The sequence below is a fragment of the Candidatus Ponderosibacter sp. Uisw_141_02 genome (genome assembly GCF_048087665.1).
Taxonomy (GTDB): Bacteria; Pseudomonadota; Alphaproteobacteria; order Puniceispirillales; family Puniceispirillaceae; genus UBA3439.
Map to the genome: position 1 here is coordinate 949,025 of NZ_CP159807.1, position 21,147 is coordinate 970,171.

Below are 21,147 nucleotides of genomic sequence, written 5' to 3' on the forward strand. Positions count from 1 at the left end.
TTTCTCCTAAAGGTACAGCAGGCCATGGATGAAGTTATCTTGAAGCAAAGCAGATTGCCCCTGCCTTGAGCCAGATGCTTCGAAAGCTGTTTCCACACCGATAGAGTTAACAGGGTGCCACGTTGAATTGATTAAATCCTCTTTAATTTTCATTTGGCTTTTAAGCGGATAGCTTTTTTCTTCTGTTACATCAGCCAGCCAGGATTTAATGGATTTAAGTGATTGAGACCTACAGGCTTGTTCATTAAAAAAGAGCTCACAAAATAGCTTTTTGCCGGTTGCAATCACATAGCCTCTTGATTTGGTGTTTTTGACAAAATCCCTAAGCTGGGCCTCGCATTTATATTCTTGGGCTCCAACTACATCTGTAAAATTTGAGGTCGAGCTGAAGGCATTGAGCTTGTAAGACAATTCGTCAACATCATTCCAAACCTCATGCTGAATATTACGAGTGTTGCCCGACTTCATCATCATGATTTTTTTTTCACGTATTTGAGGACTAAGAGAGTGCTGACTTCTTTTGAATTTATGGCTGTTTTCGTAACGCCATCTTCCTCGCTCGACGCAGTAAACAGGTAAGTTTACCGCCTCAAAGGGTGGGATGATTACTGTTGATTTGGCGACACGGTTTTGTTTGGCGCCAACGATTATGTCATTGTCAAAGATTGCGAGGTATGACTCGCTTTTGTTTAAAACACGGATGGTACCGACGGAGCCATCCTCCGATATCTCTGAGGCTTCGGCTAAATTAAGTGCACTGAGTTCGTCGAATGTTTTGATGTCATGACGTTGAAAGCTTGCTTTCGCGTGGATTGGTATTACGGCAAGCTTGTTGAAAAACTGAGTTTGTCCTAGTGATAGGTCAGTAAATTGTTCTGCAAATATACGCATTAATTCCTCCATTAAAAAAAGTCACACTCAAGTGACGTAGGAGGCATAAAAATATTACATTGTGATTTAAATATTTTTTGAAAAATTAATCATCATATTGTTTTTCAATGGTATTTCGTTGTGTGAAATACCGACAATTATCGCAATCATCCTTGCTATCGGGAAGATTTTCTGCATGAAGACAGTCTTTTGCATCAAAAATCGTTTGCTCTACCCAGTCAATTTTGCCGTCATATTGAATTAATGTGGTGTCAAAAATCATTCGGCCTTCAAAATCATCAAAATAAAAGCCATTAGTCTTCTGGCCGTTCACATAAAGAAAATATCCGGTGTTGCTGATGTCATGTCCAGCTTTCCCAAATATCCACTGATATATTTCCATCTGCCGTTTGTATCCGTCAGCAAATCCGCCGCCTTCTATTGAAGGCTCACCCTTTTTAGAAGTCGATTTATAATCAACGATGTGAAGCTTTTTTGTCTCGGTATTTTGCCAAACATCATCCACTGCACCAAAGATTTCTATATTCGTTTTTTCGTGCCGTATTCTTATTCCACGGAAGTTATTTCGCCAGTTATCCATATCTTCATGAGCGTAAGCACTCATTTTTAAGTCATATTTCTGCCAAACAGGATGCGTGGCGTCGGTCCCCCTTATTTCATCAAACTCATTCTTCAACAACGCATCCGTTGCGACAGCAAGCGTCAACGGAACCATTCTTGGTTGTGCTAAACCAAGACGCCGTTGTTGATAAAAACACCTTGGACAGCGTAAAAACTGTTCCAAACCGGTTCTGGATAATTGAAACGGTTCGCTGGACATCGGGTCATAATAGCGCGCTCGTGCCATATTCTAATCCGTATCGTCTTTAATTGGTGTTTCACCGTAGCTTTCCAAAAAGGATTTAGCTTCATCAACTAGCATTAAGCCTTGCTCAGGGTCTTCTATGGACGTGATTAGTTGGGTATCACCATTTTCATTTTCTCCTATAATTATTCCTCTTACCATTGAGGATTTTGCTGCAACTAGTGCATCCTCAAATCGAACCTTTTCTGAGGTTAGGGGGTCTTTAGTGTTTGTTTGCTGAGCTTTGGCTAGATTATTTGTTTTGAAGTCAACTTTTATAATTTTACTTTTGCTGTCTTTGCCGCTCATTTAGCTATCCCTATCCGTATAGTAATTCATTTCTTTTCGCCTATTTAAAACTTCCGAGAAATCTTCATATTTTTTAAATAGGGCTTTTCTTTTTAGCAAATCTTGTTTCATGGCGCCGATAAAGTTCTCATATTCAACGTCGTGCCCAAAACGAATGCCATGAGGATTTTCTTCATTTTTAAGTCTCCATAAAGCTCCAGTAATTCTCTCTTTATGAAGTTCTCTCGCTTGAAGTTTCTGACCAAACTGATTTTTCAAAGTCTTGGTCAAATCTAAGATTGAACTGGATAGGAGCGCTTCAATATCGATTGACCCTGCATTCAAAACCCTCTGGCTTTGCAAGATTAAAGAAATTGCAAGAGTCTTGTTGCCTAATATAGGAGGATGTTGGCATATCAGATTTTCTGGGTCACTTACCATGATTGCATTTAGCAACTCTTGTTTGGAAACTATCCGCTTTTCAAAAAAGTGTTTTTCACTAAGATTATGCCAGTATTCAAGAGTTAAAACAGTAACAACGTATCCGTCACAAGTATCTTGTATTGCAACAAAAAATTTGTCATCAAACTTTGAGAAAAATAGCTTTGACTCGCGGCTGGTTCCAAGCTCAACACCCAGCGACACTAGGTTATCAGTGGATAAAATTCTAACGAGCTCTGACGGTGACAAGGATGTTCTTTCACCCAGCCTCTGAGCTGCGTGTGGGGTTAGGTAAGTTTCGTTCAATTCAATTTTCCATCATTCTATGCCTATGCGCGCAACTCTCGATGGATAATTCGATGGCAGTTGGCGCACAAGCAGACCAAGTCATCAAGCTTGGTATTCGATATTTTATCAACTGTTGATAATGGCACAATGTGATGGACTTCGATGCAGGCCGTCCCCAATTCACCAAAAGCTTCAACAGGGTCAAGGTTGCAACGCTCGCAAAACAGCTTGCCATGCTGAGCAATGAATGCTGCGCGTTTCGCTGGCGACAGCCCGCTTTGCCTTTCTCGTTTTAAATGTGAAACCCGTTTTTGATTTCCTTCAGCCCACATTTTATCTTCTGGAGCCAAAGGCACTTTGTTTGGGGGTGCTTTTTCATCCTTTGCAATAATATCATACCCAGAGGCCTTAATTGTCTGAAAGCAAATAGAATCAATACCTACAGAAAAATCTCTATGACCTACCTCTTTGTTGAGAGCCAGCTTCAGCGCTTCAGAGAAAACGGCTTTTGGAGACAATTTTTTGTTCCCCTCTGAAACAACATAAAAATGACCGTCAGGCTCAACGTTACTATTTGTTGGTTTATCTTCTAATTTTTGGATAGCTCGCCAGATGTGTTCAGCGGTTACCCTGTTTTGGTCAGTTGCGGATAAGCGTGACTGTGCTTTCACCCTCACGCCTCGAAGCAAGGCCAATAAAGGCTCGACCGAAGTGTTTCCAGCTAATTCCAGTTTAAGCCTTTTTGTTTGATTTCCCCCGCTTGAACCAGTTGATTGACCAACCTTGGCCATAGTCCTGGTTACTTGGGTAAACATCTCAGCTACCGACTTTGGTCCGCCATTCGAGGTGAACACTGTTCGTTCATTTAAATTGAGATTCTGTACTTTTTTGCTATCAACAAGAACGCGCTCGATAGGGTGTTCAGAGTGCTCTAAGCGCGAGAAAATGTATCTCAAACCTTCAGCGTAGTCCGAGTTTCGTGCGGAGGGAGTGCCTTTAGTTCCGCCTCGCGAGTGAAAGATTATGTGGTTATGCTCAAGCTCGAAGGTTGCGTCTATTTCGCGACCGTCATCATTTAAAAGCGTGTAGACTGGCATAATATCTAAATGTTCAGCATTTAACTATCAATGTCACTGGAGCGTGTAACTGCAAAAAAATGGTGTGTATTAATCCACGAGTTAGTAACGCTAGGGTTAATTTTTAAAAAAGGCCAGGTGAAAAATGTATTTTTCCAGTGGCTGGGACTGAAAAAAGTTTACCTACTACTGCCTTAAACTTGCCCAATTAATATTTCACCGTATTGTTGTGATTATAGTCACCATTTAGCTGGGGTGGTTTGAATGGCAAATTCTGGGATTTATTGGGTTGATGTTACATTTAACTGGTGCGTCAGGCTTTTGTATGAAGTTGCTGGCTGGCTTGGAATTACATACGAAGAAATCAATATTTGGTTATTTGTTATTCTTTGCCCATCATTAATCTTGGTCCAATTGATATTTAATTTTGTATTATTTAAAAAACTGAAGGAATTGAAAAGATTAAAGATTTAAAAATTTGATATGATACAAGGAGTTAAGAATGCCGCGACGTCGACGCGCTCAAGCTGATAGCAATCTTTTTTCAATAGATTTTGATTATATTGAAACAGTGCTCCAAGAAGCAAACGCTCAAATAGTATCGAAAGCAGAAAACATTCTTGACGAGGGTTCAGTCTTTCAGGGGCCAATAACCTCAAACAATGAAGCAGAAAAGTTAAAAACTTTGGTTACTAATATTCGTAGTCAAATGCGAGAGGTTAGCAAAGCGCGCCTTTCAGATGGGCGACCGTTTTCTGAGGCCACTAAGGTTATAAAAGAGTGGTTTGGAAAAACTGAAGACAGGCTAAAGGCTCTTGATAACCGATTGTCTGATATATTATCAGATTATACGGCCAGATTAGCTAGCGAAGCGGAAGCAGTGCGACAACGGAACGCGGAGCGAGAGCGTATTTCGATTGAGGGTACTCAGGCCCCTGAAGCACTCCCGAGGCGACCTGTTGGGATTACTCTTCAAGGAGACCCTGTTGTATCAGTTGCAATGCCTACATCTCAACCAAGCTTTGAAGAGGATTTTGAGGAAGAGCCTGAACCAGAAATGCCTGATGTAAACCTAGAGTGGCGGGTAAAAAATTATTCAGTGGATAAATTGGACATTACGTTATTGATGCCTTATCTGAGTGATTTTGCTATTAAAACTGCATTGAGTAATCACCTGAAAGAAAATGGCCCTAACCTTCTTGAAGGCGTTGAATATGAGCAAGTTGTGGCAAAAAACCTGTAAATGCTGATTGGAAAAAACAAATTACTGGGGTTTCAAATTGCCGAGAACACTTACTGAACTGGCTTTAGCTCATTTTATACTTGTTACAATGATTTTGGTTGTTGGTTTGTGGTAGGGGTTAACAATTTTAAATTGTAAAACCAGAGCACTTTTGTTATCCGAATGAAGGCTGTTAATAACCAAATTGTGCGCCTTGGCACCCCGCCTAAAGCACTAAAGCGGAGTATTGTGTTATGACCACACACCACGTTTCCTTATATAATGATAAAACTAACCCAGCACCAGACGGTGTAATTAAGCAAGAGCTCGTCACTATTCAGCAGACTTCTGATGGGGTTAGAATAACCAGGCTTAAAAGGCGCTTTGGCACTTTTAATTCAGATGACAGTTTTGAGAGTGAGCCGATAAAATTAGTCTAATAGCAATGGGCCAGCGTTTGCGTTGGCCCTTTTTTATATCACTCCATTAAGGCTGTTATAGATGCAGCCCCTATATCCACATCATTACGAGTGTTGTTTATGAATGTGTTTCTTTTATTTGGTCTGTTAACCGCAGCCTCTAACCTTTATCTTTCATATTATTTCAATGTGAATGCAGTGCATTCCGTTTTTCCAGAACCTGTCGATGTAAGCTGGTTTTTCATTGGTGAACCTGTTTTTAATTTTGGTGGGTTTTTTGTTGATGGAAGCGAGCCAACAATATACCGGCTGCCATCGGTAATGTTTCTAGTTTGGGCCTCGATAACACTCTGTCGTTACCTGACAGATAAAAGGACGGTCTACCAGGCATTTTTTTGCAGCCATCCTGCTCGGTGGTGTAGGTGGATTAACCCTTGATATTTTCGCTTATGGAAGCGTTTGTGATTGGCTTGGGTTTAAGGTTCCGGGAGCTTCAATTTATTCCATGACCAATATTTCTGATTTAATGATTTTAGTTTCTGCCCCCTTTGTTGCGATTATTTGCCCAAAAGGTCTAATAAAGCGCTCACTAGCTTTCTGTTTTGCGATGGCTGTGATTGGTTCAAATACGTACTATCATTTATTTGCCCTATATGAATTTCTTTCGCCTGTCGCTTAAGGCAAACGGGTACTGGTAACGTTAAGCCCCCAAAATCAGAAACAGCGATTTAAGAGCCATACAGCAGCCCTGACCAAGCAGGCTGCTCGATATAGCCAGCACAGCCTTAAACCATGCCATTGATTCTTAAACTGCCATTAAACCCCATCTATCTGCGGCGGCCACCGCATATGTTTTCGTGGTGTCTTTATCGGGGTGGCTAACCAACGTGGACGTAGTGCATGGTATAAGGACGTTTGACCATAATCATGGGTTGAGCTTGTGCACACGTAACGCCGTAGGGCGGGGTGGGCCATGCGGGTAGGGCGCTTCAACCCGCTGTCACAATCTGTCACAAATGGTCTCAATTAATGCCGTTTTAGCTTGAAAAACCCTGAAAATACGTATAATGTTATGTATTAATAACGTTAGGGTATTGTATTGATTTTTATTGGAATAGTCCGTAGCGCAGCCTGGTAGCGCACTATACTGGGGGTGTAGGGGTCGTGGGTTCAAATCCCGCCGCTCCGACCATTTTTCATTTAAATGATTGTTGATTGATAGGCCAGCAGGCAAAATGTCCTGTTTACTGGTTATTGGGTGCCGTTTATTGGATGCGGGTTGTTGTTTATGAGGCATGAAATGACATTAAATATGCGTGATGTTCATGTACGCAAAATGCAAAACGCCGATTTACCCCGCATTTTGCAATTATTGGCGGATGATGCATTGGGGCAATTGCGCGAAACGCTGCAAGTGACTCCGCATGATGATTATCGGCGCGCCTTTACCGCCATTGATGCTGATCCTAATCAATATATGGCGGTGTTTGAAAAGGACGATAACATCATTGGCTGTTTGCAAATTTCATTCATTCCGGGGCTGTCGCGCCGTGGTGCCTTGCGTGGCCAGATCGAATCGGTGCGGGTTGCTGCAAATGTTCGTGGCAACGGCTATGGAACGCTTATGATGGTGTGGGCAATTGAAAAATGCCGCGAACAGGGGTGTTCATTGGTGCAACTGACAAGCGATAAAACCCGCAAAGACGCCCAACGGTTTTATCAAGAGCTTGGTTTCGTGCCTTCGCATGAAGGGTTCAAGCTTCAGTTTTAAGCACGCAACCCCTCAGTTTTGGTTCAAAAATACCGTAAGCGGCAATTTCGAATTGACCCTTTTTCAATCGTGGTTAGTCTTGGAAGGGTGATCAGATAGGGGATCATTGAAGCATGGCTGACGCGATTAAGATTAATGGTGGTTGCTATTGCGGCGACATCACGATTACGGGCGAAGTATCATCAGATAAGATCATGGCCTGTCATTGCACCGATTGCCAGAAATTCAGCGGCGCGCCATATCGCGCTGTTGCGGTTATCGCGGCGGATGCTGTGAAAATTTCTGGTACCGTAACTGAATTTTTGAAAATTGCCGAAAGTGGTAATAAGCGGTTGCAGGGTTTTTGCGGCAAATGCGGCAGTCATCTTTATGCAGCTGATCCTGCCAAAACGCTGTTCATGATTCGCACTGGCTGTCTTGATCAGCATCATGAGCTTGTTCCTGCCAAACATATTTTTGGCAAATCTGCGGTTGAGTGGGTTGGCGAGATTGCTGATTCATCATGGGTTGCGGAAGGACCAGCAAGCGCCACCATGACACCATTCAAAAAGGCCTAACCTTTTTTGCAACCATGCTTATGGGCGGCTAATTTGCGGCGCGGTGATCCATAACAGCCTTGATGAATTCAGCGGCAATAGTGTCTTTTTGAGCGCAGTTATCAATATTTGATATCCGGCTATCAATTGTGCTTGGCGGAAACCCGACCGCATCCATCGCCTCGGTTAACGCAATTGTCACATTTTTGATTTGGCCTTGGCTGTCGGTGGTTTCGTCACGCATGCGCAATATTGCGATACAATCGGCAATGCTTTCATTCATCATGTGATCGGGACTGTTGCGTGGCGGATGTGGCCGATCAATATCGCCGGTTTGATGATGCGCACATTCATGGCGATCAATAAATTTTTGCAATGATTGCGGTGATTTTGCATAGGCAAACCGGTAAATGACCGGCACGCCCTTATCATCGCGTCTTGCCATGCCAGCGGCGGACTTGGCTTTTGGCGATATCTGGTTTTCAAACCGAACCGGCTCGCCTTTATTGTTCTGGCAAGCTGGCGGGCTGGCAATCTCAAAGCTTGGTGTCGTTTCCTGTGCCAAGGCAGCGCATGTGGCAAAGGCGATGATCAGCATGGTTTTAAAACCGCAAAATGTCAAAAGCGTGAGAGTGTGTTTCATATCTGTTCCTAAGAGGCGGCGAAACTGGATCTGAATTGCGCTGCCCATTTGCCATTTTTAAAAGTGATAACCCAAAGCGAGTCAAAATCGGCAATCAATTGATTATTGATATCAAACCGGTTGATTCGCACCGCTAGATGAACCTTATCGGCGCTTTCACGCTGAACATCGATCGCTTGCCATGCGGTTCTTGCCCAATCATCGCCAGCTCTTGCTCTGAAATCTGACAAATAAGTTTCAGCCGACGGCCAACAATCTAATGTTGTGCCGACCAATCTGAAATGCGGAAAATGCAGCGTATCGGCAAGGTCATTTTCCTGCAGGCCATTCAAGGCGTGAAGATGGCGATCCATAACCGCCAAAGCTGATGCTGCAGCAGATTCAGGCTTGTCTTGGGTCAAATCTGGCCTCGGTAAAATCATATTGCGATCTAGCGGCGTGTTACTCTAACAAACTGCCATAAATCAGCGCTGCCGCATAGGCTGCCCCCGTTTTTTGCAGATAATCATTCTTTCGTTGGATTTTAGACCGCCTGTTTTGAGATGTCATTGCCCTAATCGCGGTTACGGCAATCAATGCCGTTAAATTCGCCAAGATCATCGAGCGTCTCGACATAGTGAAAGCCGGCTTCTGTCAAAGCGGGGCGCATATTATAGATATCGATCCCAAGCTCGCCCGCAGCCAGTTTGACACGTTTGGCATCTTCATTGGCAATGCGTTCATCGGCGGCTTGGCGCGCGGCTGGGGCGTCTTTTCGGGCAACAACACAAATGCCGTCATCATCGGCAATGATCACATCGCCCGGAAAGATGATTTGTCCGGCGCAGATAATTGGCACATTAACCGCACCGGGGGTGTTTTTAACCGTGCCTTTTGATGAAATGGCGCGTGACCAGACTGGAAATTCCATTTGCTTTAAATCAGCAACATCGCGGGTGCCGCCATCAATCACCAGCCCAACAACGCCGCGTGCGCGGGCTGATGTGGCTAAAAGATCGCCAAAGAACCCGTCGCCATTATCGGTGGTGCAGGCAACGACAAGCATATCGCCTGGCTGGCAAAGTTCGATCGCAACATGCAACATCCAATTATCGCCCGGTTGCGCCAAAACGGTGATTGCCGTCCCGCTGACCCTTGCACCAGCATAAATTGGGCGCATATAGGGTTTCATCAGACCAATGCGCCCTTGCGCCTCATGGACGGTTGAAACGCCAGCTTCGCCCAAGGCCTTTGTGGTGTCGGCATCGGCGCGCTTGATTGTACGAACGGCAACGGTTTTCATCATGTTATCCTTATTAAAAAAGGCGTTTGATTCGAGCGGTTTGTCTTTTGGTTTTGATTGTCACGCATCTTGGTGATGGCGATAATTGTCTTGCGATGTGGTGACAAGAGAGTCAGCATGGATTGATTGTTTTTACCCTGCCAATTCAGGAATTTCAGAGGTTATTTTGATACGGGGTTCTCATCATGCTTGACCGGCTCGTTTTGCGCAATGTCTGGGTTTCATCATGGGTTTTATCACTATCTCTTTTTGGTGATGCGTTGATCTATGTGATTCTGCCGGTTCATGCCGATGCGTTCGGTGTTAGCATGCTGATGGTTGGGTTTTTACTGGCGGTAAACCGGATAATTCGCACCTTTGCCTATGGGTTAATTGTTGAATTGGCCGAACGGATTGGGGTGAAAAACCTGTGTCTTATTGCGGCGGTCACGGCGACATTATCAACCGCGGGCTATGGCTTGTTTGAAGGTGAAATTCTGTTATCCTTGTCGCGCATGGTATGGGGTTTATCGTTTGCGGCGCTTTTGCTGGTCACTTTGACCTATGCTGCGGTGAATCCGGCCAAAACTGGCACCCGCATCGGGCTCAGCCGGTCGGTTGAACAGGTTGGCCCGCTTTTGGCGATGACAGTAGGGGCATGGCTTGCCACCATTGTTGGGCCAAGAGATGTGTTTTTATATCTTTCGCTGGCAACGGCTGTTTCTGTCATGCTGGCCTTCGGTCTTGATGATTCTGCACAACCCGCCAGAGTCAAAAAGCCGGTTGCCCGCGATCGCATTTTTCCGCGACCCGATAGTTTGGATATGCTGATTTTCTGGATGGGGGCAGGGATTGACGGCGTCTTTACCGTTTCGATATCGCTGATGTGGGCGCAATATGTTTCAACTGAAATGGCGATTTTATTTGGCGGTAGTATTCTTGCCGCACGCCGTCTAAGCGAGATGCTGGTGGCGCCATGTTCGGGCATAATTGCTGATAGATTTGGCATTCGCCTGCCGTTAACCCTGATGATTGCGTTGGCCATTGCCGGTTTTGCGATGATTGGTGCCGGACTTTTGGTTCAAGGGTCGGTTGCATTGGTGTTGGCGCGTGGTGCCTTGGGAACCCTGTTTCCGGCCGCCGTGGCGCGAATTTATCCCGATAATAAGGTCAAGGCATTGGCGCGCAACCAGACATGGCGTGATGTTGGCGCGGCGGCTGGCCCGCTGGCAACAGGCGCCAGCCTTGCGTTTATTGCGCCTGAAATGATGCATATATTTGTGTCAGCGGCCTTTGTTATTGCCTTTTTTGTGTTTGTAGTGTCACCGGGCTGGCGGGCGGTTACACGCGCTGTATGAGGGGTGTGATAAAGTGCCAATGGCAGCGCGATTTTGCGAGTGGCTTTGTGGGAATACGCTTGCTGCTTTGCCCGATATCCGGCAAAAATGACGATCTGTTACTCGCGGTTATCAGCCACCGCAAATAATGCCAACCTAAAGGGATTTGAGACAGATCATGGCAATGCCGTCTTCATCTTTTGCGCGTGATTTGCGGCTGACGATCACCATTTTATTTTGTGGCAGCTTAAGCGGTATCAATATTGCCAAATTGGCACCTTCGATAAATGAATTATCGATCAGTTTTGGCCTCAGCCTGTCGCAGATCGGGCTGTTAGCGTCTGTTTTCACCCTTATCATGGTCGTGGCGGGGGTATTGATTGGCGGCATTGTGCGCGGCGCCGGCACAAAACGTATTTTAATGGCAGCCCTGATCATTGCCTGTATTGGCAATGCTATCAGCCTTATGGGCAGTTCGGTGACAGGCCTATTTATTGGACGCGCCATCGAGGGGGTTAGCCTGATTGCCCTGACTTTGACCGCGCCAAGCCTGCTAGCCCAACATACCGATCCGGCAAATCGGGGCTGGGTGATGGGAACATGGGGCGGGTTTATGCCACTTGGCAACGGGCTTGCGATTATCGCCGCGCCCTATCTTATCGAACAAGGGGGCTGGCATCTGGTCTGGCAAGTTGGGTTTGGCTTTTCAGTTTTTGTTTGTGGTCTTGGCTGGCTGTTCATTCCTGATGATCGATCACCGATAAAAAGGCAATTTGATTTGGTTGCGCTCAAGGTGGCGATTGCCTTGCCATTGCTGGCCATTATCGGGCTTAGTTTTGCTCTTCATTCATTGGTTTATCAGACACTTATTCAATTTATGCCATTAATATCGCAATCGCTTGGCGGGTTCAGCCTTGCCGAGGGGGCGATGATCACGGGACTTTTTTGTGCGGTTAATTTCATTGGTAATTTGATTGCCGGACAGGCGTTACAAACTGGAAAAAAGCCGGCGCATATTGTCAGGCTAGTCTTTTCTATTGTGCCAATTTTGCTGATTTTGCTGGTTTTGTTCAACCAATCACCATTTTTGCTGGTTCTGGTTTTGATTTTGACCGGCTTGGTGTCAGGCGGGTCAGCGCCAATTTTTTTCTATCTTGTCAGTCGCGCAAATGATGATCCGCAAAATATGCCTGTTTTTGTCGCTTGGGTGTTTCAAATCCAAGGGCTTGGCATGCTAGTGGGGCCGGCTTTGATTAGCTGGGTTGTTGAAACGACCCATAGCTGGAATATTGGCATTGTATGCCTGATACCCGCTTGTTTGGCGATTATTGCCCTGTCGGGGCGGCTTGTTCTGCCAGATGCCAAGACCGGACATACCTTCGTCTGATCGAGAATTTACACTTGTTTGCCATCCCAAACCGAGACGGGCACAAAGACTTCACCACGCGCCAGCAGGCGTGTTGTTCGCAGCAGGCCAGCGCGTTCGATCTGCAGAGCACCATCACGGTTTTCAAGACAAAGCTGAACATCAAATTTACCTGATGGATGCTCGATGATCATATCTTTCACCATGCCATCGGGAAGTGCAGCAAGATCATGAACCGCGCTATCTTCATAAAGCGCGGCACTAGCCACTGAAACCGCGCCAAGAACGCCAATGGCCTTGTGGCAATATTTAGGGATAAAGGTTCGTGTATTGACCGCACCACCGGAACGCGGTTTTGAAATCAGGCTCATTTTCGGCACAGCTTTGCCTGATACATCACCAAGCCCCATTGCCAGACCGGCCTGAAGACGGATCGACTCAAGGCGCGATTTCAAAATCTCATCACGGTTAAGCTGGTCAGGGGTTTCATCACCATTCAGACCAAAATCTTCACCGCGCAAGCAAACAACAGGCATTCCATTATCAATGCAGGTCACGCGCACATTATCAAATTCATCACAATGTTTGCTAGTTGGAAACAGGCTGCCGCAGGCTGATCCTTCCAAATCTTGATAATGACACATAACAGGTGCTGATGAACCAAATACCCCGTCAATGCGCGCCTCACCATGATAGATGGGAAATCCGTTTTCCAGCGGAAACTGCAGCCGGCAGCGATTGCCGCTATTGGTCATATAGACGCGGATGCTGGCCTGATCACCAAAGGGTTTTATCAGACCGGTTTCAACCGCAAAGGCCCCAATGCCAGATAGAATATTGCCGCAATTGGGGGTGTCATCCAGCCCATCTTCGCCGACAAGCGCCTGCACAAAGCTGTAATCAATATCGCTGTCATCGCGTTGAGACGGCGCAACAATTGCGATTTTTGAGCTAAGCGGATCAGCCCCGCCAAGGCCATCAATCTGACGCGGGTCACCATAGGCACCCATGACCCATTTCAGCAAATTGTCACGGGTTGATTTATCTTGCGGCAAATCGGCAAGGTGAAAGTAAATTCCTTTTGAACTGCCGCCACGCATCTGGGTGAAGGGAATGGCTGTTTGGTTTGACATGATAGCCCCGTAACAAAATTCATCTCTACCCTATACATGATTTTGGCGCGGGGTGGTTGAAAATGCTAGGTCAATTCGCTGGCGCATGACTATAGTGATGTCGGGGTAATAATCGAGGGTAATTGATCGCATCACCGTGCTTTTTGCCCCTCATTCCGGTGTTTTGACCAAGCCAATATTTGATGAGGTATTTAGATGGCTCGATTGTTAGCGCTTGACCAAGCTAAAATGAATAAACGACAAAAAGAGATTTATGACGATATCGTCTTTGGCCCACGCGGCAATGTGCGCGGGCCATTGGCGGTTTGGCTATATCGCGCCGAATTGGCCGATAAGGCACAGCAATTGGGTCGTTATTGCCGGTATGATTCATCGCTATCGCCGCGTTTGTCCGAATTGGCGATCCTGACAACAGCGCGGATATGGGATGCGGCGTTTGAATGGCAGGCGCATGTGCCGCATGCGTTGGCGGCGGGCATTGACCAAGCTGTTGTTGACGCGCTGGCGGCCGATCATGATCCAGATTTTTCCAATGATGATGAACAGCTTGTCTATCAATTCTCGCGCGAACTGAACCTGACGCGCGGCGTGTCTGATGCGTTATATGCGCGTACAATCACCATTCTTGGTGAGGAGGGAACGGTCGATCTTGTTGGTGTTTTGGGCTATTACGCGCTGATTTCAATGACCATCAAGGCATTTGACGTTGATCCAATCACCGCAAGCTAGTCCTAATACAGCATAGGTCTTACCGGTTTATCTTTTGCGGGACTTTGGCGGCGCTGTTCGGGCAAGCGATCGGGCAATCAATCATAAGCCGCATTTAGTGCTATAGGGATATTTTATGTGACGCGGGCGATTTTGACGATTATAGCGGCGATTTTTTCATTCTCATTGATGGGCGTCGCTGTCCGCATATTGACCGCTGATTATTCGATTTTCCAGATTTCATTTACGCGTAATTTTTTTGGCTTTCTGCCGATTTTACTGCTTCTTGCCTATAGTAAACAGATGGGGGCGTTAAAAACCCCATTTAACCGGCAAGAATGGATGATTTGCGCATTGCGCGGCGGCAGTGTCAGTCTGGCGCAATTATGTTTGTTCATGGCCTATAGCAAATTGGAATTTGCCACTGTTGCTACCTTGGCGTTTTCAGGGCCGTTTTTTGTCACCGCCTTATCGGTTCCGCTGCTTGGAGCCGTGGTTGGGTTTTGGCGGTGGTCGGCGGTGATTTTAGGTTTTTGCGGGGTCGTTATGATCATGCAGCCAGGTGCAAGCATCTTTTCGCTATTTTCGATTTTGCCGGTGCTGGCCGCGCTGTGCTATGCGATGTCGAGTACGCTTGTGAAAATCTTTTCGGCTGATCGCTTGTCAGGCGTGATCCAGTTCCGTTCGCAAATTTTTTCGGTGGGGTTTTCCCTGTTGCTATGGCTTAGCTTTGGCGAAATGGTACCGATTGCATCGGCATTTGATCTTGGCCTATTTCTTGCGCTTGGCTTGCTTGGTGGGGCAGGGGTTCTTGGGCTTGTTGTGGCTTACCGCATGTCCCAGCCAAGCCTGCTTGCCCCGTTTGAATATTTTGGCATTCCATTTTCGATGTTTTTGGGCTGGTGGTTTTTTGCCGAAGCCCCGTTAGACCGCTTGTTTCCAGGCGTTCTGGCGATCATTGCCGGTGGTTTACTTATCATCTGGCGTCAAGCACGGATTCAGACTGATCCGCCGCAATAGCCTAATTTACTAGTCCAATTTTGGCGAAGTCGCCAATTCCTGACACCATAAATCATGAATTGGTTCATCAATCTCGCTTGGAAGATCTTCTTCCCATGCCAGATAATCGCGGGCATCTTGCAGCACACCGTGATGCCGTCCGGCAAAAAGCGCCGGTTCATCAAGCGGTAAATCAAGCCCGCCACTTGCCAGCGTCGCCATGTCAAAATCAGCGTCATGCCAAAGATAAACACCGGCAATTTGCCAGCCATGCCGGATAAGACAATCGGCAATCATGTGGCCTTGGTCAGCATTGTCGGCGATGATGGCAATTGGTCTATCGGCTGGTGTTTGACCTAAAATGGCACCGATATTTTGCCAATGGCTGTTGGCGATATGACCCGATTTGAAGGCCTTTGACGGCCTGAAATCATATAACGCAATTTTGTCCTTTTGCCAGATATCCAGCTGGGTCGCGGCAAAAGGCGTGACCACCCTCGTATCTTTACCGGCATCATTACTGGCAATATTGTTGGCAATATTGCTCGTTACAGTGTTTGTGATGGTTTCAATTGCGGCAATGGGCGCATCACGATAGACAATCGTTACGCCGAACCCCATGCAGCGCAGCCAGAAAGCGGCAAAGGCAGCACGGCTTCCCGATTCTTGGTCAAACAGGACAACCGGAACATGGTAGCGTCCAATCGACCGGTCAGTCTGCTGGATAAGATTGGTTCCCGAAATTTTGATAATACCATGCGCCAGCGGCTGGCCAGTCGCGGCGTCATCCGACACATCGAATAATAGCTCGGTTTTATGGTCAGCAACAAAGGCGCCAAGCCCATCGGCCGTAACACGCGTTGCGGGGATTTGCCAACGGCGCAGGAAATTGGCAACCGCGTCAGAGGCTTCATGGTCTGCTGCAAACAGACGGTTGGCATCATGCTCGCGTTCATAGCCATCAAGCTGCCAAGCTTGCGTGCCGCCGCGAAATACTGCAAAGGGGCCCTCATAGCCTGATGCCATCAAGGTAAAGGCACCAATGATCGATCTTGTTCGCCCGGCGCAATGCAAAAGCGACATTTTGCCAGTGTCTTTCAAGGCCTGAACATTGGCAAGCAAAAGGCTGTTTGGCAGGCTTTGCGACTTTGGCAGGGTGAAATCTTGATATTCGGCCGTTGGGCGCACATCGAAAAGCTGTGCATCCTGATAATCGGCGAGATATTGTTCTGACGTAACTTCAGGAAGATCAATTTCATGCGCAACTACTTCGCCAAACGCTTTTGACCAGACATATTCGCCTTTCACAAAGCCACGCCCCATCATCGCTGGCTTTTGGGTGTTGTGAATGGTTATATTTCTAAATCCAATCGCTTTTAATTGATGGATGGCCTCAGCGCTTGCCTTGTCCTGCCAGTCCAGAAAATGAATCGGAAAATCAAGGTCTTGAAAAAGATAGCCAAGCCGCGTTGAAAAAAGCGAAAGCGGTATATTGGTGCTGCCAAACCAGTGACCGGCGACATAGTCGCGCCGTTCGCGGCTGTCGATCAGGGCAAAGCATGTTCCAGCGTCATATAGCGCGGCGAATAATCCGTAACTCATATCATTTTCCTAATAGGCATTGGCGCGGGTAAGACGCAAGATTGGGCAAATGGTTGGAGTAAAAGGTTGGGCAAAAGGCTGCGCCAAAAGATTGAACGGGCGGCTAGGCTAGTTCATAACGGAACCGTTTCACTTTGCTCATATCAGTGCCTTCAATCCGGACAAGGCTGGTTGGCCCTTCGCGGGTTGGTGAATGCAGATCGCCTTCATTATAGACATGGGCAACCCCCGGGGTCAGGCGATAGGTGCGTGATACCTGAACCTTACCTACTTTTTTGGCGCTGGCATCTTCGATTTTGTTATAATCGCGCATTTCGGTTTCGCCGCGCGCTTGGGCATAAATCGCCCATGATGGCCCATGATCATGCGGTGGTGATGTTTTTGGGCTGTCATAATTATGCGCCAAAATACAAAAGCCAAGCTCGGCATCTTGATAAAGCAAATCGCGCTCACCTGTTGTTAGCGGAACCAGCGTTTCGACATTGGCTGGATCTGAAAGCAGGTTTTGCAACAAGTCGGCAATTTTTTTCCGCCCATCCGGGCCCGGTGCCTCACTAAGAATCCGGTGACAATCTTGGGCTAGGTTTGACAGAATTTCACTCATAAAACAGGCTCCAAACGTAACAGCAATCTGCCCAAACAGGACAAAGATCAAGAATATTACCTTACCGAAGATCCGATGAATTTCAAAGGATTTCAAGCCTGTTGAAATGGCAAAGGCCGAACCACTTGAGGCTTTGGTTTTTAGTTATGGTTTTTACTTGTGGTTTTAGCTTCTGGTTTTAGCTTCTGGTTTCTAGTTGGCCTGCCGTTTTTGTTCGCGCCATGCGGTCAAGATACCAGCAAAGGCAATTAAGCTCATGCCAAGAAGCGCTTGTTGCGGCGGCCATGCGTCGAAAATAACCCGCCCCCAAAAGGCGGCAAATAATAGATAGGTGAAATCAATCGGTGCAAGCCAGCTGCTATCAGCCGTCTGATAGGCGCGCGCAAGGCAGATATTGCCCGATAGATTCAGCACCGAACAGGCGATCGCAACGCCAAATATAAGCCAGGTCAATTCTGGCCAGCCAATCGCGACAAAAGGCATTGCCGCCGAGATATCCGCTGGCACAGGAAACAGCGTCAAAACCACGATGCCAGCAAGGCCAGTCAGAAAAAATAAAACTGCAACCGCAATGGTAAGTGATAATGGGTTTTCATGCCGGCAGGAATGGCGAAGGGTCAGAATGTTGCAAGCATAGAAAAAACCTGCGGCAACCGGAAGAAGCTGGATTGGCGAGAAACGCGCATCAAACGGATCAAGAATAAACAGCGCACCCACGGCACCGATCATCAGCGCGGCAATGCGCCAAGGGCCAACTTTTTCGCCAAGAATTGGCCCGGCAAGAAGCGAAACAAAAAGCGGATAGGTATATAATCCGGCAGCCATCTGCGCGACGGTCAGGTAAGGCGCCCCAGAAAAAAAGCAAAACATGCAGATGCTAAGCATAACAGCCCGAAAATAGACCGGACGCCAGTTTTGCGACACAAGCAGGTGATAGCCACCACTGATCATGGCAAGCATCACGATAAAAGACGCATTGCCGGTGGCGCGAATTGTCTGGAATTGCCAGAACGAAGTTTCAGGGGCAATCAGCTTGACCGTCGCATCCTGAAGCGCCAGCGTGAAAACGCCGACAAGCAACAAACCCATTGCCAAAAATGGCCGATCACCTGTTGGCGATTGAAAAAAAGGTAAATGTTGCTGTTTCACGCTTTTTCCTAGCTTCGCATCCGGCTGGCATTTGCGTCAAATAGCGGCTCATTTATCAAGCTGGCTTTCAGGCTTTGACCCAGAAGTTCAACAGTCCAGCCATCATTGCGAAGGGCAAATTCCTTTGGCACCATCGCCAGCGCAACCGATGTTTTGGAGGCATGCGCAAACCCGCCAGATGTAACCCAGCCAACCACAGCCCCGTCAATTGAGACTGGCTCATCACCGATAACATCAGCGTCAACCGCAGCAACGGCAAGGCTGATAAGCCGTTTGCTGCCGCCATTATCGCGTTCGGCCAATGCCGCTGCCTTGCCAATGAAATCAGCTGCTTTATCGTAGGCCACAAACCGGTCTAGTCCAACCTCGACAGGGCCGTAAAGTGGGCGATATTCCCGCCCCCACGACCCATAATTTTTTTCCAGTCGCAGGGCGTTGAGTGCGCGCGAACCAAACGGGCGGATGTCAAAATCGCTACCCGCCGCCATCAAATCATCATAGAGCCGTACAAGGCTTGCCGGCTTTACCCAGATTTCATAACCAAGATCACCGCTATAGCTGACCCTGCCAACAATTGCCGGTGTCATGCCAACATCCATTTCCCGAACCGCCATAAAGCCCATTGTGTCATGCGAAATATCGGTTTTGCAGCATTTTTGCAGAACCTCACGCGCCTTTGGCCCCGCAATCGTAAGCCCAACAAGATCAAGACCAAGGCTTTTGACGTGAACCGAGCCATCATCGGGCAAATGTGACAGGAACCAGCGCATGTGATAGCTTTCGGCAATGCCTGATCCAATAATCAGGAACCGTGTAGTACCGAGGCGGGCAAGCGACAAATCGCCAATGATTTTACCATCATCCTTTAGCATTGGTGCCAAAGTCATGCGGCCAATTGGCGGTATCGCTGCGGCGAGAAGCTGATCAAGCCATGCCGCCGCGCCGCTGCCACTGACCTCATATTTGGCAAAGCTTGATATATCACCAAGCCCAACCGCGTTTCTGACAGCCTTTGCCTCATTGCCAACATGGACAAAATCAACCGATCGACGCCATGAGAAAACATCGGCAGTTCCATCAGGTGCGAACCATTGCGGTACCTCAAGCCCAAACGCAGCGCCAAACTGCGCGCCAGCCTGTTTCTGTCTGTCATAGATGCTGGTGGTTAATAAGGGGCGGGCGGCTTGTAACTCTTCATTCGGGTACCGGATCGAGAACCGCCGCGAATAATTCTCTCTGACACGGGCATTGGTATAGGCCATGCTGGCATAATCACCAAACCGTGATACATCCATCGCCCAGACATCAAATCCGGGATCACCATTCACAATCCAATTGGCTAATGCCAGCCCGACACCGCCACCCTGACTAAAGCCAGCCATTACCGCAGAAGCAGACCAGTAATTGGTCATGCCCTTTACCGGCCCAACAAGCGGGTTTCCATCGGGTGCAAACGTGAAGGGGCCATTGATGATTTGTTTGATGCCAGCATTTTCAAACGCCGGAAAATGGCGGAACCCGACTTCAAGCGATGGCGCAATCCGGTCAATGTCAGGGTCGAGCAGCTGATGGCCAAAATCCCACGGCGTTTCGGTTTCCGACCATGGTTTGCAGGCGCGCTCATAGGTGCCCATCAACATACCGCCACGTTCTTGGCGAAGATAGATTTCACCATCAAAATCAACTGCATGCAAAACTTCGGCACCGGTTTTTTGATTGATTTCGGCAACTTCGGGCATGTCTTCGGTCAACAGATACATATGTTCCATTGCCAAAACCGGCAGTTCAAGCCCTACCATGCGGCCAACTTCACGCGCCCAAAGACCAGCGGCATTCACCACATGTTCGGCGATAATGACGCCTTTATTGGTTGTGACGACCCATTGGCCATCGGCCTGCTGACTAAGCGCCTTAACCTTGACATGGGTTTCAAAATCCGCGCCTTTTTTGCGCGCCGCCTTGGCATAGGCATGGGTAACGCCGTAAGGGTCGCAGTGACCTTCAATCGGATCATACATGGCACCAACAAATTGCGAAGGGTCGATCAGCGGCATAAGCTCATGCGCGCGTTCAGGGGTGATGATCTCAAGATCATCCATGCCAAGATATTTACCTTTGGCATAGACCGATTTCAGCCAGTCAAACCGCTCATTTGTGGCGGCAAGCATAATCCCGCCGGTCATGTGAAGGCCGATATTCTGACCCGATAATTCCTCGATTTCCTGATAAAGCTTGATTGTATATTGCTGTAATTTAGCAACATTGGGATCGCCATTGATGGTGTGCATGCCACCCGCGGCATGCCATGTCGAACCTGACGTCAATTCCGACCGTTCAAGCATGATCGCATCATGGCATCCAAGTTTGCTGAGATGGTATAAAATTGAGGCGCCAACAACGCCGCCTCCAATGACTACGACTTGTGCTTGGTTTTTCATCTTGGCCTCGTCTGGCACGCAGTTGGAATATCCTTGATAATAGCTAACGCCGGTTACCCCAAATGAAATGTTCAGAATACGGCTGAAAGATAGCCGATAGCGAACAGTCGGCGATAAAGTATTTTGCTCAG

Annotated in this window: 20 protein-coding genes; 7 read left to right on the forward strand and 13 right to left on the reverse strand. The window is 47.4% G+C overall.

What is annotated here, in order from left to right:
* Positions 1-6: 6 nt before the first annotated feature.
* The 5 genes from ABXT40_RS04855 to ABXT40_RS04875 form a co-directional block, all read right to left on the reverse strand.
* Positions 7-891 carry an ARPP-1 family domain-containing protein gene (locus tag ABXT40_RS04855; protein ID WP_443646702.1) on the reverse strand — a complete coding sequence of 295 codons (885 nt, stop codon included), beginning with the start codon at positions 889-891 and terminating at the stop codon, positions 7-9.
* 85 nt (positions 892-976) lie between these two features.
* Entirely contained in the window at positions 977-1,738 is a 762-nt protein-coding gene (locus ABXT40_RS04860) for a PD-(D/E)XK nuclease family protein (protein WP_443646703.1), read from the reverse strand.
* 3 nt (positions 1,739-1,741) lie between these two features.
* The gene (locus tag ABXT40_RS04865; RefSeq protein ID WP_443646704.1) at positions 1,742-2,044 is read right to left on the reverse strand and encodes a hypothetical protein; all 303 of its coding nucleotides are present in this window, start codon (positions 2,042-2,044) and stop codon (positions 1,742-1,744) included.
* Positions 2,045-2,770 carry a hypothetical protein gene (locus ABXT40_RS04870; protein ID WP_443646705.1) on the reverse strand — a complete coding sequence of 242 codons (726 nt, stop codon included), beginning with the start codon at positions 2,768-2,770 and terminating at the stop codon, positions 2,045-2,047.
* A 23-nt stretch (positions 2,771-2,793) separates the two neighbouring features.
* Positions 2,794-3,849 (reverse strand): HNH endonuclease, encoded by a 1,056-nt coding sequence (locus ABXT40_RS04875; RefSeq protein WP_443646706.1) that lies wholly within the window; start codon positions 3,847-3,849, stop codon positions 2,794-2,796.
* 481 nt (positions 3,850-4,330) lie between these two features.
* Here ABXT40_RS04875 and ABXT40_RS04880 point away from each other — a divergent pair, with 481 nt between their 5' ends.
* The 3 genes from ABXT40_RS04880 to ABXT40_RS04890 all read left to right on the forward strand — a co-directional run bounded on the left by ABXT40_RS04880 (position 4,331) and on the right by ABXT40_RS04890 (position 7,797).
* Positions 4,331-5,071 (forward strand): hypothetical protein, encoded by a 741-nt coding sequence (locus tag ABXT40_RS04880; RefSeq protein WP_443646707.1) that lies wholly within the window; start codon positions 4,331-4,333, stop codon positions 5,069-5,071.
* Positions 5,072-6,769: 1,698 nt separating this feature from the next.
* Positions 6,770-7,240: a GNAT family N-acetyltransferase gene (locus tag ABXT40_RS04885; RefSeq protein ID WP_443646708.1), complete on the forward strand. Its 471-nt coding sequence runs from the start codon at positions 6,770-6,772 to the stop codon at positions 7,238-7,240.
* 113 nt (positions 7,241-7,353) lie between these two features.
* Positions 7,354-7,797, forward strand: coding sequence for a GFA family protein (locus tag ABXT40_RS04890; RefSeq protein WP_443646709.1), 444 nt, complete (start codon positions 7,354-7,356; stop codon positions 7,795-7,797).
* A gap of 28 nt (positions 7,798-7,825) precedes the next feature.
* Here the strand turns inward: ABXT40_RS04890 and ABXT40_RS04895 are convergent, their stop codons facing one another.
* From ABXT40_RS04895 to ABXT40_RS04905, 3 genes are all read right to left on the reverse strand, one after another.
* Positions 7,826-8,419 carry a hypothetical protein gene (locus ABXT40_RS04895; protein WP_443646710.1) on the reverse strand — a complete coding sequence of 198 codons (594 nt, stop codon included), beginning with the start codon at positions 8,417-8,419 and terminating at the stop codon, positions 7,826-7,828.
* Positions 8,420-8,427: 8 nt separating this feature from the next.
* The gene (locus ABXT40_RS04900) at positions 8,428-8,820 is read right to left on the reverse strand and encodes a hypothetical protein (protein WP_443646711.1); all 393 of its coding nucleotides are present in this window, start codon (positions 8,818-8,820) and stop codon (positions 8,428-8,430) included.
* 152 nt (positions 8,821-8,972) lie between these two features.
* Positions 8,973-9,701: a 4-carboxy-4-hydroxy-2-oxoadipate aldolase/oxaloacetate decarboxylase gene (locus tag ABXT40_RS04905; RefSeq protein ID WP_443646712.1), complete on the reverse strand. Its 729-nt coding sequence runs from the start codon at positions 9,699-9,701 to the stop codon at positions 8,973-8,975.
* A 185-nt stretch (positions 9,702-9,886) separates the two neighbouring features.
* Here ABXT40_RS04905 and ABXT40_RS04910 point away from each other — a divergent pair, with 185 nt between their 5' ends.
* Both ABXT40_RS04910 and ABXT40_RS04915 read left to right on the forward strand, forming a co-directional pair.
* Positions 9,887-11,038 carry an MFS transporter gene (locus ABXT40_RS04910; RefSeq protein ID WP_443646713.1) on the forward strand — a complete coding sequence of 384 codons (1,152 nt, stop codon included), beginning with the start codon at positions 9,887-9,889 and terminating at the stop codon, positions 11,036-11,038.
* Between the two features lie 157 nt (positions 11,039-11,195).
* Positions 11,196-12,404: an MFS transporter gene (locus ABXT40_RS04915; protein ID WP_443646714.1), complete on the forward strand. Its 1,209-nt coding sequence runs from the start codon at positions 11,196-11,198 to the stop codon at positions 12,402-12,404.
* A gap of 8 nt (positions 12,405-12,412) precedes the next feature.
* Here ABXT40_RS04915 and ABXT40_RS04920 read toward each other — a convergent pair whose 3' ends face one another.
* The gene (locus ABXT40_RS04920) at positions 12,413-13,516 is read right to left on the reverse strand and encodes a 4-oxalomesaconate tautomerase (protein ID WP_443646715.1); all 1,104 of its coding nucleotides are present in this window, start codon (positions 13,514-13,516) and stop codon (positions 12,413-12,415) included.
* A 195-nt stretch (positions 13,517-13,711) separates the two neighbouring features.
* Between ABXT40_RS04920 and ABXT40_RS04925 the strand changes: the two genes are divergently transcribed.
* Positions 13,712-14,245, forward strand: coding sequence for a carboxymuconolactone decarboxylase family protein (locus ABXT40_RS04925; RefSeq protein WP_443646716.1), 534 nt, complete (start codon positions 13,712-13,714; stop codon positions 14,243-14,245).
* Between the two features lie 117 nt (positions 14,246-14,362).
* Positions 14,363-15,244, forward strand: a complete 882-nt coding sequence (locus ABXT40_RS04930; protein WP_443646717.1) for a DMT family transporter — start codon at positions 14,363-14,365, stop codon at positions 15,242-15,244.
* A gap of 9 nt (positions 15,245-15,253) precedes the next feature.
* Here the strand turns inward: ABXT40_RS04930 and ABXT40_RS04935 are convergent, their stop codons facing one another.
* The 4 genes from ABXT40_RS04935 to ABXT40_RS04950 form a co-directional block, all read right to left on the reverse strand.
* Positions 15,254-16,825 (reverse strand): rhodanese-like domain-containing protein, encoded by a 1,572-nt coding sequence (locus tag ABXT40_RS04935; RefSeq protein ID WP_443646718.1) that lies wholly within the window; start codon positions 16,823-16,825, stop codon positions 15,254-15,256.
* A 103-nt stretch (positions 16,826-16,928) separates the two neighbouring features.
* Positions 16,929-17,429 carry a hypothetical protein gene (locus ABXT40_RS04940; RefSeq protein ID WP_443646719.1) on the reverse strand — a complete coding sequence of 167 codons (501 nt, stop codon included), beginning with the start codon at positions 17,427-17,429 and terminating at the stop codon, positions 16,929-16,931.
* A gap of 192 nt (positions 17,430-17,621) precedes the next feature.
* On the reverse strand, positions 17,622-18,578 hold the full coding sequence (locus tag ABXT40_RS04945) for a DMT family transporter (protein WP_443646720.1): 957 nt from the start codon (positions 18,576-18,578) through the stop codon (positions 17,622-17,624).
* A gap of 8 nt (positions 18,579-18,586) precedes the next feature.
* Positions 18,587-21,016, reverse strand: a complete 2,430-nt coding sequence (locus ABXT40_RS04950; RefSeq protein ID WP_443646721.1) for a GcvT family protein — start codon at positions 21,014-21,016, stop codon at positions 18,587-18,589.
* Positions 21,017-21,147 lie beyond the last annotated feature (131 nt).

Excerpts from the sequence above, each read along its gene's own strand:
- ABXT40_RS04855 (WP_443646702.1), bottom strand. The coding sequence starts at position 891 with ATGCGTATATTTGCAGAACAATTTACTGACCTATCACTAGGACAAACT.
- ABXT40_RS04860 (WP_443646703.1), bottom strand. The coding sequence starts at position 1,738 with ATGGCACGAGCGCGCTATTATGACCCGATGTCCAGCGAACCGTTTCAA.
- ABXT40_RS04865 (WP_443646704.1), bottom strand. The coding sequence starts at position 2,044 with ATGAGCGGCAAAGACAGCAAAAGTAAAATTATAAAAGTTGACTTCAAA.
- ABXT40_RS04875 (WP_443646706.1), bottom strand. The coding sequence starts at position 3,849 with ATGCCAGTCTACACGCTTTTAAATGATGACGGTCGCGAAATAGACGCA.
- ABXT40_RS04880 (WP_443646707.1), top strand. The coding sequence starts at position 4,331 with ATGCCGCGACGTCGACGCGCTCAAGCTGATAGCAATCTTTTTTCAATA.
- ABXT40_RS04885 (WP_443646708.1), top strand. The coding sequence starts at position 6,770 with ATGACATTAAATATGCGTGATGTTCATGTACGCAAAATGCAAAACGCC.
- ABXT40_RS04890 (WP_443646709.1), top strand. The coding sequence starts at position 7,354 with ATGGCTGACGCGATTAAGATTAATGGTGGTTGCTATTGCGGCGACATC.
- ABXT40_RS04895 (WP_443646710.1), bottom strand. The coding sequence starts at position 8,419 with ATGAAACACACTCTCACGCTTTTGACATTTTGCGGTTTTAAAACCATG.
- ABXT40_RS04905 (WP_443646712.1), bottom strand. The coding sequence starts at position 9,701 with ATGAAAACCGTTGCCGTTCGTACAATCAAGCGCGCCGATGCCGACACC.
- ABXT40_RS04910 (WP_443646713.1), top strand. The coding sequence starts at position 9,887 with ATGCTTGACCGGCTCGTTTTGCGCAATGTCTGGGTTTCATCATGGGTT.
- ABXT40_RS04915 (WP_443646714.1), top strand. The coding sequence starts at position 11,196 with ATGGCAATGCCGTCTTCATCTTTTGCGCGTGATTTGCGGCTGACGATC.
- ABXT40_RS04920 (WP_443646715.1), bottom strand. The coding sequence starts at position 13,516 with ATGTCAAACCAAACAGCCATTCCCTTCACCCAGATGCGTGGCGGCAGT.
- ABXT40_RS04925 (WP_443646716.1), top strand. The coding sequence starts at position 13,712 with ATGGCTCGATTGTTAGCGCTTGACCAAGCTAAAATGAATAAACGACAA.
- ABXT40_RS04935 (WP_443646718.1), bottom strand. The coding sequence starts at position 16,825 with ATGAGTTACGGATTATTCGCCGCGCTATATGACGCTGGAACATGCTTT.
- ABXT40_RS04940 (WP_443646719.1), bottom strand. The coding sequence starts at position 17,429 with ATGAGTGAAATTCTGTCAAACCTAGCCCAAGATTGTCACCGGATTCTT.
- ABXT40_RS04950 (WP_443646721.1), bottom strand. The coding sequence starts at position 21,016 with ATGAAAAACCAAGCACAAGTCGTAGTCATTGGAGGCGGCGTTGTTGGC.